Below are 17,242 nucleotides of genomic sequence, written 5' to 3' on the forward strand. Positions count from 1 at the left end.
ATCCCCAAGCGCGCAGATCTCTCCGCAGGACATGGTGGACAAGGCTCTGGAGCTGTCCACCACCGACGGGTGTGTCGTGCTCGTGGACGAGGGGTCCACGGCCAACCTGCGCTTCGCGGGCAACACGCTGACGACCAACGGGGTGGCCCGTTCCGCCCGGCTGACCGTGATCTCGATCGCGGGCCAGGGCGTGGGCGTGGTCTCCCGGGCCGCCGTACGACCGGATCAGCTCGCCGGCGTGGTGGCCGCGGCCGACCGGGCGGCGCGCGAGGCGCGGCCCGCCGAGGACGCGCGACCGCTGGTCGAGGGCGTCCCGGCGAGCGCCTCGTGGGCGGAGCCGGTGATCCCGACCGACATCGGGGTGTTCGAGCGGTTCGCGCCCGCGCTCGGTGACGCGTTCGCCGCCGCCGAGGCCGGTGGCCGGCGGCTGTACGGCTTCGCGGAGCACTCGCTGACCACGACGTTCCTCGGCACGTCCACCGGGCTGCGCCTGCGCCACGACCAGCCGTCCGGGCGGCTGGAGCTCAACGCCAAGTCGGCCGACCTGAAGCGCTCGGCCTGGACGGGCGTGGGCACCCGCGACTTCTCCGACGTGGACGTGGCGGCGCTGGACGCGTCGCTGGCGCAGCGGCTGGAGTGGGCCAAGACCCGGGTGGACCTGCCCGCGGGGCGCTACGAGACCCTGCTGCCGCCGAGCGCGGTGGCCGACCTGATGATCTACGCGTACTGGTCCACGGGCGCCAGGGACGCCCTGGACGGCCGCTCGGTCTTCGCCAAGCCGGGCGGCGGCACCCGCGTGGGCGAGCAGCTGGCCACGCTGCCGCTGACGCTCGCCAGTGATCCGGCCGCCTCCGGCATCGAGTGCGCGCCGTTCGTGGTCGCCCACGCCTCCAGCCGCGAGAGCTCGGTGTTCGACAACGGCCTGCCGCTGTCGGCGACCGACTGGGTGAAGGACGGGCGGCTCGGCGCGCTGCAGCAGACGCGCTACTCGGCCGAGCTCAGCGGGCTGCCCGTCACGCCCGCGATCGACAACCTGATCATGCGGGCGCCCGGCGACGGGCGTTCGCTGGCGGAGATGATCGCCGGCACCGAGCGCGGCCTGCTGGTCACCTGCCTGTGGTACATCCGCGAGGTCGATCCGCAGACGCTGCTGGTGACCGGGCTCACCCGTGACGGGGTCTACCTCGTCGAGCACGGTGAGGTCGTGGGTGAGGTGAACAACTTCCGGTTCAACGAGAGCCCGGTCGACCTGCTGGGGCGGCTGTCCGAGGTGGGTGCCAGCGAGCAGACGCTGCCGCGCGAGTGGAACGACTACTTCCGCCGTACCGTGATGCCCGCCGTCAGGGTGCCGGACTTCAACATGTCGACGGTCAGCCAGGCGAGCTGACCGCGCGCCGCATAGCGCGCGCCCGGGTCGACCGGGCGCGCGCTACGCGGCGCTGTGCTTTCGGCGTTGTGCTTCGCGGCGCTGCGCTTCGCGGCGCCGTCATTCGTGAGCCGCCGTCAGGAGTCCTCCAGGCGGAAGCCCACCTTCATGCCGACCTGGAAGTGCGCGACCTCGCCCGCGTCGATGTGCCCGCGAACCTCCGTCACCTCGAACCAGTCGAGGTGCCGCAGCGTCTCCGACGCGCGCCTGATCCCGTTGCGGATGGCCTGGTCGACGCTCTCCCCCGACGTGCCGACGATCTCGGTCACCCGGTACGTACGATCCGTCATCTCCACATCCTCCTTACTCGAAGGCCATGATCGCATGACCGCTGTCGCAGCCCCCGGCCCCTGTCGCAGGCGACCCTTACGGGGTCTACCGTGGAAGTCATGAAGGGGTGGCGCAAGAAGCAGGACGTCCACCAGGTCACCGACGCGAAACCGTCGCTGAGCTCGGACATCCATCGGCGGGAGATCAGCTACCTCATCAAGATGGGCATCCGCACGATGTGCCTGATCCTGGCCGTGGTGGTGCCGGTGCCCTGGCCGTACCGGCTGCTGTTCATCGCCGCTGCCGTTTTTTTGCCATACATAGCGGTAATCGGGGCCAATGAGAGGGGCCGGGATGCCCCTCCCTCGACCTTTCACACACCGGAAGCTAACCAAAGCGAGATACCAAGGCATCGACGCGAGATCGGGTCGTGACTAAGTCTTGACGCATCCCATGGGTTGTAGGTGTACGCTTTAGACAAGCGCTCCGGTCCCCCGTCGGAGTGCTGGTGCCGGCGTTCCGGGCCCCCGTCGGAACGCCGATGAAGCGACGCCGGGTGGTTTGCCCCCGTAACCACCCGGCGTCGCCCTTTTCCTGGGGAAACTCTCTCTCGGACGATCAGTCCAATAGCCCTGGAACCCCTTGGGTAGGGCCGCTTTCCCGAAATCGTTTGCGCTCTGCGGCGCTCATTGTTCGCATGAAATCCGCAACTTTGAGCACGGCTTGACATCAACAGTTCGTTGGAGTGTCAACTGTCGGTCAGCGTCTCGGTCGTGGCCTCACCCCAGTTCCTGGCGAGCTCGGTAATCCGGGCCACCGCGTCGGCCGGCGCGGTGCCGGCGCCCTCGGCGAGCCCCAGCAGATAGGCGGTCAGCGGCGCGGCGGGCCTGGCGACGCCGTGCGCCACCTCCTTGGTCAGCTCCAGGATCAGGTCCCGGTCGACGCGGGCGGGGTCGACGCCCAGCTCCTTGCAGGCCAGGGCGGTCCATTCGTTCAGCACGTTCATGCGAGCCTCCTCTAGATCGTCCATTGTGTCGCAGTCGAACCACGGGCGGCCGGGGAGCGCCACGCGTACGTGGACGAGCGGGCCGAGCAGCCCTCTCAGGGAGCGCCCCGTGTAGCCGGCCAGCGCCCGGCGCAGCGTCTCGGCGGGCCAGAGGCTCAGCAACCACTGCTCCCGGCCGCCATCGTCGACCACCACGACCCCACCGCCGACGTCCCCACCGACCACGTCGCCAGTGCTCACATGCCCGCCGCTCTCATACGCACCGCTCACATCGGCGCTCATGTCTCCGCCGTGCCCGGCGTCCGCCGGCTGGGATGAGGCGTGGAGCAGTTCGGCGACGTGTCCGGCTCTGAGGTACGGCAGATCTCCGGCGAGCAGCACCACCCATGGCGCCGTGACCTCGCGCAGCCCAGCCCGTAGCGCCGGCACCGGCCCACTGCCGGGCGGGTCTTCCCGAGCGAAGACGATCCGCGGCCGCTCGTCCAACCAGGGCGCCGTCCCCTTCCGGCCCTCGCGCATGGGCGCCGCTCCTGGCCGGTCCTCGCGCAGGGCCTCCGCCCCCTCCCGGCCCTCGCGCGAAGACTCCGCCCCTTGCCGAGCCTCGCACAGGGGCGCCGCCCCTTGCCGAGTCTCGTGCAGGGGCGCCGCTCGTTGCCGAGTCTCGCGCGAAGGCCCCGCCTTCCCGTGGTTCTCGGGCGCCCCCGGGAGTGGGCGTTCGGGGCCGACCACGATCACCGTGCGGGCTCCTGACGCCGCCAGCACGACGCTCTCGATCATCGCCCGGGCCCCGACGCTCAGGCCGGGCTTGTCCAGGCCGCCCAGCCGCCGCGCCTGCCCTCCGGCCAAAATGATCGCGTCGTACTCTCCACCGATCGTCACGCCCCCACGGTACGCACTCCGGCGGGGGACCAACCGGTCACCCCATTCCGGCATGCTTCCCCCCACCGTACGGAGAAGGCGGGTCCGTACGACGTACGATAAAAGGCGTCAGCCGCCGATCGCCGACATCGGCCGGGACGGCTGGAGGAACGACGGGTCGTCGATGCCGTGTCCGGCGCGCTTGCGCGACACAGCGGCGATCCAGCGGGCGGCGAGCTCCTCGTCGGAGGCGCCGTCCCGCAGAGGTGTCTTCAGGTCGGACTCCTCAGTGGCGAACAGGCAGTTGCGGATCTGCCCGTCGGCGGTCAGCCGTACGCGGTCGCACGCGGCGCAGAACGGGCGGGTCACCGACCCGATCACGCCCACCCGCGCGGGCCCGCCGTCGACCAGGAACCGCTCGGCGGGGGCGCTGCCGCGCTCCTCGAGGTCGTCGGGCGTGAGGTCGAACGAGACCGACAGCAGCGCGAGGATCTCGTCGGCGGTCACCATGCCCTCGCGGCTCCAGCCGTGCTGGGCGTCGAGCGGCATCTGCTCAATGAAGCGCAGTTCGTAGCCCCGCTCGAGGCAGTAGCGCAGCAGCGGGACGGCCTCGTGGTCGTTGACGTCGCGCATCAGTACGGTGTTGACCTTGACAGGGCGCAGGCCCACGTCATGGGCGGCGCTCAGCCCGGCGATGACGTCCTCGAGCCTGTCGCGGTGCGCGAGCCGCTTGAACGTGTCGCGGTCGAGCGTGTCGAGCGAGACGTTCACCCGGTCGAGACCCGCCTCGACGAGCGTCCCGGCCAGCCGGGCCAGACCGATGCCGTTGGTCGTCAGCGACACCTGCGGTTTGGGGTCGAGCGCGGCGGTACGGCCGACGATATCGGGCAGCTCGCGGCGCAACAGCGGCTCGCCCCCGGTGTAGCGGACCTCGGTGACGCCCAGCTGTTCGACGCCGATCGTGACCAGCCTGACGATCTCGTCGGCCGTGAGGAGCTGGGCGTTGGGCAGCCAGTCGAGCCCTTCGGGTGGCATGCAGTAGGTGCAGCGCAGGTTGCACTTGTCCGTGAGGGACACCCGCAGATCCGTCGCCACCCGTCCGAACGAGTCTCGCAACATGGCGTCACCTCCTGTCTGTCGCTAAACGCCAGCCTATGTCGGTCTTCCGGCCGCCCCCAAAACCGACAACTCACCCGACGACAACGCGGCCGGCGATCAGGTGATTCCTGGCTGAGCGTGCCGGAACGTGGTGGCGTGGCGGGTGATGTGTTCGATGTCGGTCAGGTAGAGGTCCGCGTGCCCATCGGCCAGGTGGCGGGCGAACGCCTCGTTCCCGGCCGCGGCCTGCTGCCGCATGTGGTCGACCATCGCCCGCAGCCGTTCCGCCGCCACCTCGGGCAGCGCCGCCCGCTCGTCATCGGAAAGGCCGTAGGCGTCGCCGAGCAGCCGTAGCCGCTCGGCCTGCTCTGTCACCGACAGTACGGCCTCGCCGTTGCCGACGGCCGACAGCGGGACGAACCGGTAGGCGGCGTAGGCGACGTCCCACAGGCGCGGCCCGGGATGGGCGGTGTCGAAGTCGATGAGCGCCACCGGCAGGCCGTCGCGGTAGACGCAGTTGTAGGGCGCGATGTCACCGTGGCAGACGACCTCGGCCGGCTCGCGCGCCGGGAAGTACCACTCGGCGTCCTGTTCCGTGAAGTCCGCGGTGGCGTCGTGATAGGCCCGCATGAGTACGGCCAGCGCCTCCAGCGCGGCGTCACTCCAGGCGTAGACGGGCACCGGGTAGTGCGCCACGTCCCCCGGGACGAAGTCGAGGATCTCCCGACCGGCCTCGTCGAGCCCGTGAGCGCGAGGCGCCCCTTCGAACCCGGCGGCGGCGAGATGCTCAAGCAGGCGGTGCACGGCCGGGGTCCAGGCACCGACCGGCCGCCGGACGGTCTCACCGACCCGGACGACCACGTTGACCCCGCCTCCGGCCAAAGGCTCTTCGATCACCCGCGGGACTCTACGCCATCACCGCGGCCCTCGACTGACAGCCCGCCACATGGCCCGGGTCTGAGAAGCGCGGTCTGACGAGCACCCGACCTCAGGACCGCGACTTCGGGACCGCCTCTTCAGGGACGCCACCTCTCGAACGCGCCCTCAGACCCCCGGCTCACGAGGGCCGCGCCATGAGCCGCTCAGAACCGCCGCACAGGACCTCGGCCTCAAGATCGCGCACGTGATCCGTCGGTGATGACCAGGAGATGCGCGATGTCCGGGAGCCGGCCGGCCTACGCGGGCATCAGCGCCATGATCGCCTGACGCACCTTCATCGGGCCATCAGCAGTACAGGTGATCCGCCGCAGCCGTTGCCCTTCGACTCTCGATGCCCCAGGTCGCAAAGCTACAGCCTGGGTGTCGCGCACCCAGGAAAAGCGGAGCCTGTCACCGGCTACGGGCGGGCGGAAGACTGACGCCGATACAGGCAACCGATGAGGGGGATGCGATGTCCGGCGAGACAGCCGACATGAACGTGGCTGGCATGTGGGTGACGGCCGACGGCTACATCCGGCAGGAACTGCTGGCGGACGGCCGCTACGACGAAGCTCGCGGCGATCGGCGCAGCGCCTACACCGGCCGCTACACGGTGACGGGCGCCCACCTGGACTACGTGGACGACACCGGGTTCACCGCGACGGGCGACATCCGCGACGGCGTCCTTTACCACGAGCACCTGGTGCTCTACCGGGAGGAGTCGCGCCCCGGAGCGTGAACCGGCCGCTTCCGGATCCGATCTGGTGAAAGACGCGAAAACGCCCGGCCCCCTCGCGGGGACCGGGCGCGTTCGACGAGCCGGGTGCGTGGTCAGTGGCGGCGGCCGCCGACGACCTTCACCCAGTCGGTGGCCTGCGTGCCGTCGAGCCACCTGGAGCCCTCGAAGACGGCCTTCCAGGTGCCCGAGGTGTACGCGGGGACGCGGGTGGAGAAGTAGCCGTCACCGCTGGTCCTGACCGACTCCACGTACTCCCAGCGACCGCTGCCGTCCGCCTGGAAGAGGATCGCGATCCGCTTCCAGCCCAGGCGGTGCCACGACTCCGACTCCTTGCAGTAGTCGGCGTTGTGGACGGACACGAAGCCGCTGATGTAGTCCTCTTCACACTCCACCGACAGCTTGCCTTCGAGCGTCAGCGGCTTGCCGCGCCAGGCCGGCTCGGGGTTGGCGTCGAACTGCAGGCGGGTGTGACCACCGTCGAACCCGGGATCGGCCAGCGCCGGCGTGGCGGCGGTCGCCAGGACCGTGGCGCCCAGAGCAGCCGCTGCCAGTCCGGCGGCGAGACGTCGCATCATGAATGAACTTCCTTCCCCGTTGGAGAACGCGCCCCATGGACAGAGCACGTCAACGCCAATGACGCCCAAAGGAAAGGAAAAGTTGCGAAGTACTCGATCACAATCGTGCAACGACAATTCGCCCGACGGGCTTTATCGCACGATTTTTATGCTTTTATCCGGTTATTCGGAGCTCTCGTGGATGCGGGAGACCTTTGGGGCGTAGTGGTCGGTGCCCAGGTAGCGGGCCCGCCAGAAGCCGCCGGCGCGTCCCTGCACCGTCTTGGCGAAGTCGCCCGTCTCGCCGGTGGTCGTGACCGCCACCCGCTCCCACTCGTCGTCGGCCTCCGCGCGCCACAGGATCTCCACCGACTGGTCCGCGAACGGCGCGTATTCCGCGTATCCGCGCGGGTCCACCCTGGTCAGGGAGCCGTGCAGCCGTACGGAATCGGTAGCGCTCGCCTTTTCCGCCCGTACGGACGACATCTTGGTCTCGCGCTTGAGCTGGAATGTCTGATTCCGCGTCACGCTCGTTCCGTCGTCGCCGGTCGCGGTGGCGGTGATCGTCCATGTTCCCGACGGGTAGAAGCGGTTGAGCACCTTGTCGGGGAGGAACCGCCAGGTCTGCCAGTTGTCCCTCATCCGCATCCCGCCCGGCGTCGTACGCCAGACCGGCATGAGCGCCAGGGCGGGTTCGACGTTGACGGGGCGGGGCTGTGGCTCCCTGGCCGCCGCCCAGGCACCCGGCCCGAACCATGCCGGCCACCCGGCCCTGCCGGACTCCGTAGCCGGGTTGACGCCCCCGACAGCAGGGTCCACGGCGACCTCTCCGCCCGGGACGGGGTTGACGGCCGTCTTGGCGTCTGAGACGGGGTTGATCGCCGTCTTCGCGCCCTGGGCAGGAGTCGTGTCCGCGCCCTGGACGGGCGTAGCGTTCGCGCCCTGGGCGGGCGTCGTGACCGTGCCCTGGACGGGCGTAGCGTTCGCGCCCTGGGCGGGCGTCGTGACCGTGCCCTGGACGGGCGTAGCGTTCGCGCCCTGGGCGGGCGTCGTGACCGTGCCCTGAGTAGCGGGGGTCGTGGAAAGTCGTACGCCCTGGGTCGGCCTCGCGTCGTAGGCGGCCGATCCGCCGTCCCAGGCGGACCGTACGGCCAGACGGGCGTGCCCAGCATTGCGCCGGAGAGCGGCGGGAAGCCTCTGGACGCGAGCAGCGTCAGACTTTCCCACTGTGGCGGACCCTGCAGGACCGGGCGCGAGCACCCCGGTGCCGGGCGGGGAGGACTTGGAGGTGGCGGGGGACGCGCCGGCGACAGAGCCCGTGGGGGCGGACCCGGGCTCCACCTGGATGGTCACCCCGTCCTTCCCCTTCACCCCCTTGGCGATCACGTCGATCACCAGCCGGACGGAGTTCCCGGCCCCGACCACAGGGCTCGCCGGTCGTATGTTGATCTCGCGAATCGCGAGCTCGGTCGCGGCAGAGGACGCCGGTACGGGCACCGTGAGCGCCCCCGCCGCGAGCGAGACGAGAAGAAGACTTCTGGTCATGATCGTGACGGTAGGAACCACCCGGTAATGACCACGACCACGACTCACGCCACCAACGGCAAAGGATCAGCCCGCGTACAGCCCCTCGATGACGTCGGCGTACTTGGCGTGGATGACCCGCCGCTTGAGCTTCAGGCTGGGCGTCAGTTCCTCGGTCTCGGCCGTCCACTCGGTGCCGAGCAGCGCCCACCGCTTGACCTGCTGCACCCTGGCCAGCTTGGCGTTGGCCACCGCGACGGCGGCCTCCACCTCCTTGAGCACGTCGGAGTGCTCCGCCAGCTCGGCGAGCGAGCCGAACGCGATGCCGCGCGCCTGGGCCCAGCCGGGCGCCACCTCGCCGTCGAGCGTCAGCACGGCCACCGGGTAGGCCCGGTTGTCGCCGTAGGCGAGGGCCTGTCCGACGAGGGGGTGTTCCTTGAGGTGGTTCTCGATCTCGGCCGGGGAGATGTTCTCGCCGCCGGCGGTGATGATCAGCTCCTTCTTGCGGTCGACGACGCGGTAGAAGCCGTCGTCGTCGACCGTGCCGATGTCGCCGGTGTGCAGCCAGCCCTCCTCGTCGATGAGCTGGGCGGTCTCCTCGGGGCGGTTGAGGTAGCCGCGGGTGTTCAGCGGGCTGCGGGTGAGGAGTTCGCCGTCGGCGGCGATGCGGACTTCGACGCCCGCCTCGGCCCGGCCGACGGTGCCGAGGCGGTAGCAGGAGGGGCCGTTGCCGGTGAAGGCGCCGGTCGTCTCCGTCATGCCGTACACGTCGATGACCTTCAGCCCGAGACCGGCGTAGAAGCGCTGCACCTCGACGGGGAGCGGCGCGGCGCCGGTGGCGGTCCATTCGGCGCGGTCGAAGCCGATCATGCCGCGGATGATGGACAGCAGCGAGGAGTCGGCCTGCTCGTAGGCGGCCCTGATCTCGGGGGTGATCGTGCCGCCGTACTGTCCGGCCTCGACGTAGGCGACGCCCGCCGCCATCGCCTGGCGTACGGCGGCCTGCTGCTCTTCCGGCTGGGTAGCCAGGACCGCCAGAAGGCGGGCCATCATCTTCTCCCACACACGCGGCACGCCGAAGAACATCATCGGCTTGACCTGCCCGAGCGTGGTGCCGAGGTTGGCCAGGTCGGTACAGAAGTGCACGTGGGAGACCTTGACCAGCGGCAGGTAGAGGCTCAGGACCCGCTCGGCGATGTGGGCGTAGGTGAGGTAGGAGATCTGCGTGCCCTGGACGGGCAGCGAGGTGATGCGGTCGGTCGATTCGACCTCGTAGAAGACGTTCGCGTGGGTGAGGGGGACGCCTTTGGGCCGGCCGGTGGTGCCCGAGGTGTAGAGCACGGTGGCCACGTCGTCCGCCGTCACGGCGCGCCATCGGGCCTCGACCTCTTCCGGGTGCGCGGCCAGCGCGGAGCGACCCAGCTCCAATAAGTCCGGCCAGGACATGAACCGGTCGTCGTCGTCCGGCACACCCTCCAGCATGATGATCTTGCGTAGTCCGGCCAGCTCGCCGAGCACCGGCCGCCAGCGGGCCAGTTCGGCGGGTCCGCCGAGCACCACGATCCGGGCGCCCACGTCGGCGGCGACGAACGCGACCTGGTCGGGCGCGAACGTCGAGTAGACGGTGCAGCCGACGCCGCCCGCGTGCACGGCGCCGAGGTCGGCCAGCACGTGCTCGCTCCTGTTGACCATCATCAGGGCGACCGACTCGCCGGGTTCCAGGCCGAGTGCGGTGAATCCGGCGGCTATCTCCAGCACCCGCTGCCTGGCCTGGACGTAACTCAGCGTGCTCCAGCCGCCGTCGACGGGGTCGGAGTAGGCGGGCGCGTCCGGGTATCGCTCGGCGAGCTCGCTGAGCTGCCCGCATACGGTGCGTCCGGCGATCGACCGCTCGATCTCCGCCCGGACCTCGAGGACATCCGCCATGGCACCCGCCTCCAGTCAGTGGTCACTTGCTGAGCTGGCATGCATCGCACCACACCACCGGGGTACCGGCAAGGCCTGGGCGGCGTCGTCACGTAGAGTGATGAGTCGCACGCGGAGGGAGGCGGCGCATGAGCACGGGTGAACGGACGTTCTTCGGGCATCCGTGGGCCCTTGCGACGCTGTTCTGCACCGAGATGTGGGAGCGTTTCAGCTGGTACGGCCTGCGCGCCATCCTCGCCACCTTCATGGCGGCCTCGCCCGCCCAGCACGGCCTCGGCATGACCGAGCAGACCGCGCAGGCGGTGGTCGGCGTCTACGGCGCGCTGATCTACCTGGTGGCGCTGCCCGGCGGCTGGATCGCCGACCGGATACTGGGCCCGCGCAGGTCGGTCTTCTGGAGCGGCGTCGGCGAGCTGTCGCTCAGCCCGGTGGGGCTCTCGGTCACCGCCAAGCTGGCGCCGCGGGCGTTGATGGCCGAGCACCATCCGACCACTTTCAGGTAGAAATCAGTCTTGTGTCGGAAATTCTCGATCTCGTAGGTATCTTCGTCTTCGCCCTGTCGGGTGCGCTGATGGGCGTACGCAAGCGGCTCGACGTGGTCGGCATGGCGGTGATCGCCGAGATGACCGCCCTGGGCGGCGGCGTCGTGCGGGATCTGATCCTGAACGTCCGGCCCACCGCCTTCCAGAGCTCCGGTTACGTGCTCGTGCCGGTGCTGGCCACGGCCATCGTGTTCTTCTGGCATCCGCACGTGGCCAGGGTGATGCCCGCCATCCTGGTGCTCGACGCGGCGGGCCTCGGCCTGTTCTGCGCGGTGGGCACCGAGAAGGCGCTCGACTACGGGCTCAGCCCCCTGCACGCGGCCCTGCTCGGCGTCACGACCGCCATCGGCGGCGGCATGCTGCGCGACGTGCTGGCCGGGGAGATCCCGACACTGCTGTACGACCGCCAGCTCTACGCGGTGCCCGCGATGCTCGGCTCGGCGGCCATGGCGGCGCTCTACACCCACGACCTGCACGGCTGGCACGCCACGCTGGCCGCCGCCGTCCTGGCCTTCGGCCTGCGCATCGCCGCGATGCGCTACAACTGGCGCGCGCCGCTGGCCAGGGGCGTCAAATCCACGGAGTGAGCCGGGCCGGTCAGACCATCGGCATGAGCGAGTCGGGCAGCCGCGGCCGGACCCCGACCGGCCCCCGCTCGTGGGCCGCCGCGATGCGGGTGACGGCGTCGGTGAGCACCTGGGGCGGCTGCGTGTACGGCAGGCGCAGGTAGCCCTCCAGCGTGCCCTCCAGCCCGAACCAGGGCCCCGGCGCGAGCCGTACCCCATGATGGGCCGCGGCGTCGGCCAGGGCGACGGACGAGCCCCCGTCGAGCCGCACCCACAGCGTGCCGCCGCCCTTCGGCACGGTGAAGCTCCACCCGGGCAGCCGTTCGCGGAGCCCGGCGACGAGCGTGTCACGGGAGGCCCGCAGCGTGCGGCGGCGCTCGGCCCTGGTCTGCTCCATCCGGTCGAACAGCCCCGCCACCACGAGCTGCTCCAGGACCGGGCTGGCGATGTCCACGGCCCCGCGGTACACCGCCAGGCGGCGGGCCAGCGCGGCCGTGGTGCGCACCCAGCCGATGCGCAGCCCGCCCCACCACAGCTTGGAGGCCGAGCCGATGCTGATCATCCTGCTGTCGGTGTCGAAGGCGGCCATGGGCGCCGTGCGCGGCACCTCGTCCAGGGCCAGCTCCGACCAGGTCTCGTCGATGACCAGCATGGTGTCCGTACGCCTGGCCGCCCCGGCGATCGCGGCCCTGGTGGCGTCGTCCATGAGCGCGCCGGTCGGGTTCTGGAAGTCGGGCATCAGGTAGGCCAGCCGGGCCGCGGACTGGCGCATGGCGCAGGAGACCAGGTCGGCCTGCCAGCCCTCGTGCGAGATGCCGACAGGCACCATCCGGGCGCCGCGGTGGCGGGCCACGTCCATGGCGTGCGGGTAGGTGGGCGACTCGACGAGCACCGGGTCACCCGGGCCGACGAGCAGGCCGAGCACGAGCTGGATCGCGTGCTGGGAGCCGGTGGTGACGAGGATCTGCTCCGGCCTGGTGGCCAGCCCGCGGGCGGTGTAGTGGGCGGCGATCCGCTCCCGGAGCACGGGCAGGCCCGTCGGGTCGTAGCCGTGGCCCATGCCGTACCTGGGCAGGTCCGCCACGGCCTCGGCCATCACCTCGGTCAGCGCCGACGGGGCGGGCGGCGCGGCGCAGTGGAGCGGGATGAGCCCGTCGCCGTCCTGGGACAGCCACGGGTTCTCCGCCGACACGGCCGGGTCCGGCAGGACGGTCCAGCTTCCCGAGCCCTGCCTGCTCTCCAGGTAGCCCCGCTCGCGCAGCAGGTCGTAGGCGGCCGTTACGGTGGTGCGGCTGACCGCCAGCGTCTGGGCCAGGTCCCGCTCTGCGGGCAGGCGCACCCGCACCGGTAGCCGGCCGTCCATGATGAGCTCGCGCACGGCGTCGGCGAGCGCGCGGTAGTACGGCCTGGCGCCCGCCGGGATGTCCACCAGCCTGGCCACCTGCGTCGCCGACAAAAACCTCATAAAGGCCACTTTCCGGGATTGGCCCTGGTTTGGCAAGTGGTGGCCCTGCCACTCTGTGACCACTATGAGCGAAGCATCCGTCCCACGCCCGAACACCCTGCCCATCCGCCTCCTGCGCCTCTACGGCGGCTTGGCACTGTACGGCGGGGGCATCGGCTTCCAGGTCGACTCCGGGCTCGGCAACGCCCCGTGGAACGCCCTCCACCAGGGCCTGGCCATGCGGACGGGCCTGTCGATCGGGACGGTCATCATCGTGGTCGGCGCTCTGGTGATGCTGCTGTGGATCCCGCTGAAGGAGAAGCCCGGAATCGGCACGATCAGCAACGTCGTCTTCGTGGGCCTGTTCGCCGACGCCACCGTCTATCTGCTGCCCACCGCCACGCAATGGGCGGCGAGCTGGCTGTACCTCGCGCTCAGCGTGGTGTCGATCGCGCTGGCCACCGTCCTGTACATCGGCGCGGGGCTGGGCGCGGGACCGCGGGACGGCATCATGACCGGCCTGACCAAGCTCGGCCTGTCGCTGCGGCTCAGCCGTCTGCTCATCGAGGTCACGGTGCTGGCCCTCGGCTGGCTGCTCGGCGGCACGGTCGGCGTCGCGACCCTGGTCTACGCGCTGGCCATCGGCCCGGTGACCCAGCTGTTCGCCCGCCGGTTCCCCACGACGTGATCTCGCGGCCGTGCCCGCTCACGACGCGACGTGCACGGAGCGGCCGCGAGATCGCCTTCCCGCCGGTAGCGTCGGTACATGCGGATCGAGGATTACGCGCTCATCGGCGACATGCAGTCGGCGGCCCTGGTCGGCAGAGACGGTTCCATCGACTGGCTCTGCCTGCCCAGGTTCGACTCCCCCTCCTGTTTCACGGCGCTGCTCGGCAGCGAGCGCAACGGCCACTGGTGGCTCGGCCCCACCGGCAGGCGGGCCGCAACCCGGCGGCGCTACCGGCCCGACACGCTGATCCTGGAGAGCGAGTGGGACACCCCCACGGGCACGGTCCGCGTGATCGACTTCATGCCGCCCCGTGACCGCAACCCCGACGTGGTCCGCATCGTCGAGGGCGTCTCGGGCACGGTCCAGATGTCCACCCAGCTCAGGGTCCGCTTCGACTACGGCAGGATCGTGCCGTGGGTGCGCCGCACCAACGGCCATCTCCAGGCGATCGGCGGCCCGGACTCGATCTGGCTGCACTCCCCCGTCCCGCTCAAGGGCGGCGACTACGCGCACCGCGCCACCTTCACCGTCAAGGAGGGCGAGCGGCTGCCGTTCGTGTTCACCTGGCACCCGTCGCACCAGCCGATGCCGCCACGGATCCACGCCGAGACCCAGCTCGCCGAGACCGAGGCGATGTGGGCCGAATGGGTGGCCAAATGCACCTATGAAGGCCCCTACCGCGAGGCCGTCGTCCGCTCGCTGATCACCCTCAAGGGCCTCATCTACGACCCCACCGGCGGCATCGTGGCCGCCCCCACCACCTCCATCCCCGAGGACCTGGGCGGCGTGCGCAACTGGGACTACCGCTACTGCTGGCTGCGCGACGCGACGATGACGCTCGACGCGCTGATCAACTCCGGCTATCTGGACGAGGCCGCCGCCTGGCGGTCGTGGCTGCTGCGCGCGATCGCCGGCCGCCCGCAGGACCTGCAGATCATGTACGGCGTCGCGGGCGAACGCCGGCTGCCGGAGATGCAGCTCGACTGGCTCGACGGCTACGAGGACTCCCGCCCGGTCAGGATCGGCAACCAGGCCGTCAAGCAGCTCCAGCTGGACGTCTACGGCGAGGTGATGAGCTGTCTGTTCGTCTCCAGGACCTCCGGCCTGGCCGCCGACGACCGCGCCTGGGCGATCCAGCGCCAGCTGCTCGACTACGTGGCCGAGCACTGGGACGAGCCCGACGAGGGGCTGTGGGAGGTACGCGGCCCGCGCCGGCACTTCACCCACTCCAAGGTGATGTGCTGGGTGGCGCTCGACCGGGCCGTCCAGTACGTGGAGCGGTTCGGCAGGACCGGTCCCGTCGAGCGATGGCGTGAGCTGCGCGACGCCGTCCACGCCGAGATCTGCGAGAAGGGCTTCGACGCCAGGCGCAACACCTTCACCCAGTCCTACGGCTCACCGGACGTCGACGCCGCGCTGCTGCTCATGCCTCTGGTGGGCTTCCTGCCGATCGACGACCCGCGCGTGACCGGCACGGTGGCGGCCGTCGAGAAGGAGCTGATGTCCGACGGTTTCGTGCTGCGCTACCCGGTGGCCGAGGACAACGACGTCGACGGGCTGCCCGGCGGCGAGGGCGCGTTCCTGGCGTGCAGCTTCTGGCTGGTCGAGGTGATGGCCATGCAGGGGCGCAAGGAGGAGGCCAGGCAACTGTTCGAGCGGCTGCTGGCGCTGCGCAACGACGTGGGCCTGCTGGCCGAGGAGTACGACCCGCGATACGCCCGGATGGTGGGAAATTTCCCCCAGGCGTTCAGCCACGTCCCCCTCGTACACGCCGCCCGCGCGCTCTCCGAGCCCGGCTGAGCGCCACCGGTCAGACGGCGAGCCGGGCCAGCACCTTGGCGAACTCCGGCGGCGGCGCCACCACGAGGCGGGCCAGGCCGTCCTGCAGGACGATGTCCGCCCTGATGAGCGTCAGCCGCCCCTCGTGCCACCAGTAGACCTGCGGGCTGAGGCCGTCGGTGCGTACGGCGTGCACGCGCAGGCGCTCCAGCGCCCGCACCACGCCGATCCCGTCGACCGGGTGCACGATCAGGGTGTACGGATCCGGGAGCACCACGAGCACCCCGTCGGCGGGTATCGGCAGGTAGTCGCCGAGCCAGCGCAGGTGGGTGGCCGCGGCCGGGGTGCGGCCGGTCAGGCGCCACACCGGCGTGCCCGACAGCTCGATGGCCTCGAGCTCCAGCCGCTCGTCGCGCCCGACGTTCGTGACGGCCAGTTCGAGCGCCCGGCCCGACGGTACGGGCCAGCAGCCGGCCTCCTCGGGGCGTACCGGCCTGGAGCCCACCGTGAGCAGCTCGACCAGGTCGCCGTTGAGATGGCGGCCCACCACCCTGGTCAGGTCGGCGACCTCGTCGACCGCCTCGACGCGGGTCCGCAGCAGCGGCTTGACCTGGTCGAGGTCGCACACGTCGAGCCGTTCGTCGGCGGCCGCGAGCGCGTTCGCGAGGTGCTCGGAGACCAGCATGGGCCAGTCGTCCCTGGGCCGGCGGCCCACCTCGCGGCGCAACCCGGTGAGCCTGACCAGGATCTCCCTGTCGCCGCTCAGCGTCAGCGAGGAGCCGTCGGCGGCGAAGACGCAAGAGTACCCGAGGGACTCGGCGACGAGCCCGAGCAGCGAATCGAGATCGACGTCCTCGATTGACCGCCGAGAGGGCTCCCGGTCACGCTTGAACAAGTTCACGCGCCGCGTCCCCTCTGTCCGTTTTATCCCTATGCGTGTATTCCTACCTTGCCTGCTCCTCGTTGCGGAACAGACCAGCCAGCGAGCACGATTCGGTATCGATAGCCCCAAGAGCCCCAAGCCACACACTCATTTGTGGTGTGCCGTGCCCCACCGGCAACCCCGCCAGGATCGGCACTCCGAGCGGCAGGAGCCGGTCTTTAAGGACGGGGTAGGGATCTTCGCAGCCCACCCACGAGCCGAGGGCGATCCCGCGCACGCCGTTGAAGGCGCCCGCCTGAAGTAACTGGGTGAGCATCCGGTCGATCCGGTACGGCTCCTCACCGATGTCCTCCAGCAGCACGATCTTCCCGGCGAACGACGGGTGGTAGCGCGTGCCGCACATAGAGGCGAGCAGCGACAGATTACCGCCCGTCAGCACCCCCTCGGCCCGGCCGGGGGACAGCACGAGATCGCCGATGACGGGCGGCGCCTGGCGGTCCAGGGCGGCCCGCAGGTGCTCCCACGTGCGCGGCTCGGGCCGCTTCTCGTCGGCGATCACGTCGCAGGCCGGCATCGGACCGTGCAGCGTGGGCACCCCCAGCTCCACCGCGAACGCGTGGTGCAGCGCCGTGATGTCGCTGGACCCGATGAGCGTCTTGGGTCCCGCCGCACGCATGGCGGCCCAGTCGAGCAGGCCGAGCAGCCTGGCCGCGCCGTAGCCGCCCCTGGCGCAGAACACCGTGGAGACGGCCGGGTCGCACCAGGCGGCCTGCAGGTCGGCGGCGCGCGCGGCGTCGGCTCCGGCGAGGTAGGGGAGCTCCTGGCGGCCGAGCACGTGCTCGCCGACCACGACCTTCAGCCCGAGCCCCTCCAGGCGCTCGACCCCCCGTCTGAGCAGGATGGCGTTCGGCGGGCCCGACGGCGAGACGACGGCGACGGTGTCACCCTGCCTCATCGATCAACTCCTTATCGATCAACT

General features: G+C 70.6%; 17 protein-coding genes. 7 read left to right on the forward strand and 10 right to left on the reverse strand.

Features of this window, described 5'->3' with window-relative positions; genetic code table 11:
• The first annotated feature begins 31 nt into the window (after positions 1 to 31).
• Entirely contained in the window at positions 32 to 1,387 is a 1,356-nt protein-coding gene (locus KME78_RS10030) for a metallopeptidase TldD-related protein (RefSeq protein ID WP_219528656.1), read from the forward strand.
• 116 nt (positions 1,388 to 1,503) lie between these two features.
• Here KME78_RS10030 and KME78_RS10035 read toward each other — a convergent pair whose 3' ends face one another.
• Positions 1,504 to 1,716, reverse strand: a complete 213-nt coding sequence (locus KME78_RS10035; protein ID WP_189126916.1) for a dodecin — start codon at positions 1,714 to 1,716, stop codon at positions 1,504 to 1,506.
• A gap of 99 nt (positions 1,717 to 1,815) precedes the next feature.
• On the opposite strand from KME78_RS10035, the gene KME78_RS10040 reads away from it, so the two are divergent.
• Complete coding sequence (locus KME78_RS10040) at positions 1,816 to 2,130, forward strand: DUF3099 domain-containing protein (protein WP_219528516.1); 315 nt, start codon at positions 1,816 to 1,818, stop codon at positions 2,128 to 2,130.
• 314 nt (positions 2,131 to 2,444) lie between these two features.
• Here KME78_RS10040 and KME78_RS10045 read toward each other — a convergent pair whose 3' ends face one another.
• The 3 genes from KME78_RS10045 to KME78_RS10055 all read right to left on the reverse strand — a co-directional run bounded on the left by KME78_RS10045 (position 2,445) and on the right by KME78_RS10055 (position 5,555).
• Positions 2,445 to 3,581: a DUF6457 domain-containing protein gene (locus KME78_RS10045; RefSeq protein WP_372454894.1), complete on the reverse strand. Its 1,137-nt coding sequence runs from the start codon at positions 3,579 to 3,581 to the stop codon at positions 2,445 to 2,447.
• 108 nt (positions 3,582 to 3,689) lie between these two features.
• On the reverse strand, positions 3,690 to 4,679 hold the full coding sequence (gene moaA / locus KME78_RS10050; RefSeq protein ID WP_219528518.1) for a GTP 3',8-cyclase MoaA: 990 nt from the start codon (positions 4,677 to 4,679) through the stop codon (positions 3,690 to 3,692).
• Positions 4,680 to 4,775: 96 nt separating this feature from the next.
• Positions 4,776 to 5,555 carry a phosphotransferase enzyme family protein gene (locus KME78_RS10055; protein ID WP_308126878.1) on the reverse strand — a complete coding sequence of 260 codons (780 nt, stop codon included), beginning with the start codon at positions 5,553 to 5,555 and terminating at the stop codon, positions 4,776 to 4,778.
• Between the two features lie 493 nt (positions 5,556 to 6,048).
• Between KME78_RS10055 and KME78_RS10060 the strand changes: the two genes are divergently transcribed.
• Positions 6,049 to 6,315, forward strand: coding sequence for an Atu4866 domain-containing protein (locus tag KME78_RS10060; RefSeq protein WP_246650773.1), 267 nt, complete (start codon positions 6,049 to 6,051; stop codon positions 6,313 to 6,315).
• 92 nt (positions 6,316 to 6,407) lie between these two features.
• Here KME78_RS10060 and KME78_RS10065 read toward each other — a convergent pair whose 3' ends face one another.
• The 3 genes from KME78_RS10065 to KME78_RS10075 all read right to left on the reverse strand — a co-directional run bounded on the left by KME78_RS10065 (position 6,408) and on the right by KME78_RS10075 (position 10,319).
• Positions 6,408 to 6,890 carry a hypothetical protein gene (locus KME78_RS10065; RefSeq protein ID WP_219528519.1) on the reverse strand — a complete coding sequence of 161 codons (483 nt, stop codon included), beginning with the start codon at positions 6,888 to 6,890 and terminating at the stop codon, positions 6,408 to 6,410.
• A gap of 162 nt (positions 6,891 to 7,052) precedes the next feature.
• Positions 7,053 to 8,414: a hypothetical protein gene (locus KME78_RS10070; RefSeq protein WP_219528520.1), complete on the reverse strand. Its 1,362-nt coding sequence runs from the start codon at positions 8,412 to 8,414 to the stop codon at positions 7,053 to 7,055.
• A gap of 66 nt (positions 8,415 to 8,480) precedes the next feature.
• On the reverse strand, positions 8,481 to 10,319 hold the full coding sequence (locus tag KME78_RS10075; RefSeq protein WP_219528521.1) for an AMP-dependent synthetase/ligase: 1,839 nt from the start codon (positions 10,317 to 10,319) through the stop codon (positions 8,481 to 8,483).
• 128 nt (positions 10,320 to 10,447) lie between these two features.
• Between KME78_RS10075 and KME78_RS10080 the strand changes: the two genes are divergently transcribed.
• Both KME78_RS10080 and KME78_RS10085 read left to right on the forward strand, forming a co-directional pair.
• Positions 10,448 to 10,822 (forward strand): hypothetical protein, encoded by a 375-nt coding sequence (locus KME78_RS10080; protein ID WP_246650774.1) that lies wholly within the window; start codon positions 10,448 to 10,450, stop codon positions 10,820 to 10,822.
• Between the two features lie 11 nt (positions 10,823 to 10,833).
• Positions 10,834 to 11,448, forward strand: coding sequence for a trimeric intracellular cation channel family protein (locus tag KME78_RS10085; RefSeq protein WP_219528522.1), 615 nt, complete (start codon positions 10,834 to 10,836; stop codon positions 11,446 to 11,448).
• Positions 11,449 to 11,458: 10 nt separating this feature from the next.
• Here the strand turns inward: KME78_RS10085 and yczR are convergent, their stop codons facing one another.
• Positions 11,459 to 12,892 carry a MocR-like transcription factor YczR gene (yczR, locus tag KME78_RS10090; RefSeq protein ID WP_219528523.1) on the reverse strand — a complete coding sequence of 478 codons (1,434 nt, stop codon included), beginning with the start codon at positions 12,890 to 12,892 and terminating at the stop codon, positions 11,459 to 11,461.
• 64 nt (positions 12,893 to 12,956) lie between these two features.
• Here yczR and yczE point away from each other — a divergent pair, with 64 nt between their 5' ends.
• Both yczE and KME78_RS10100 read left to right on the forward strand, forming a co-directional pair.
• Positions 12,957 to 13,559, forward strand: coding sequence for a membrane protein YczE (yczE, locus tag KME78_RS10095; protein ID WP_219528524.1), 603 nt, complete (start codon positions 12,957 to 12,959; stop codon positions 13,557 to 13,559).
• A gap of 78 nt (positions 13,560 to 13,637) precedes the next feature.
• On the forward strand, positions 13,638 to 15,401 hold the full coding sequence (locus KME78_RS10100) for a glycoside hydrolase family 15 protein (RefSeq protein WP_219528525.1): 1,764 nt from the start codon (positions 13,638 to 13,640) through the stop codon (positions 15,399 to 15,401).
• A gap of 10 nt (positions 15,402 to 15,411) precedes the next feature.
• On the opposite strand, the gene KME78_RS10105 is transcribed toward KME78_RS10100, so the two are convergent.
• On the reverse strand, positions 15,412 to 16,281 hold the full coding sequence (locus KME78_RS10105; RefSeq protein ID WP_219528526.1) for a hypothetical protein: 870 nt from the start codon (positions 16,279 to 16,281) through the stop codon (positions 15,412 to 15,414).
• Positions 16,282 to 16,324: 43 nt separating this feature from the next.
• Entirely contained in the window at positions 16,325 to 17,218 is an 894-nt protein-coding gene (locus KME78_RS10110) for a S66 peptidase family protein (protein WP_219528527.1), read from the reverse strand.
• Between the last annotated feature and the right edge of the window lie 24 nt (positions 17,219 to 17,242).

It is taken from the genome of Nonomuraea guangzhouensis, assembly GCF_019396345.1.
Lineage (GTDB): Bacteria > Actinomycetota > Actinomycetes > Streptosporangiales > Streptosporangiaceae > Nonomuraea > Nonomuraea guangzhouensis.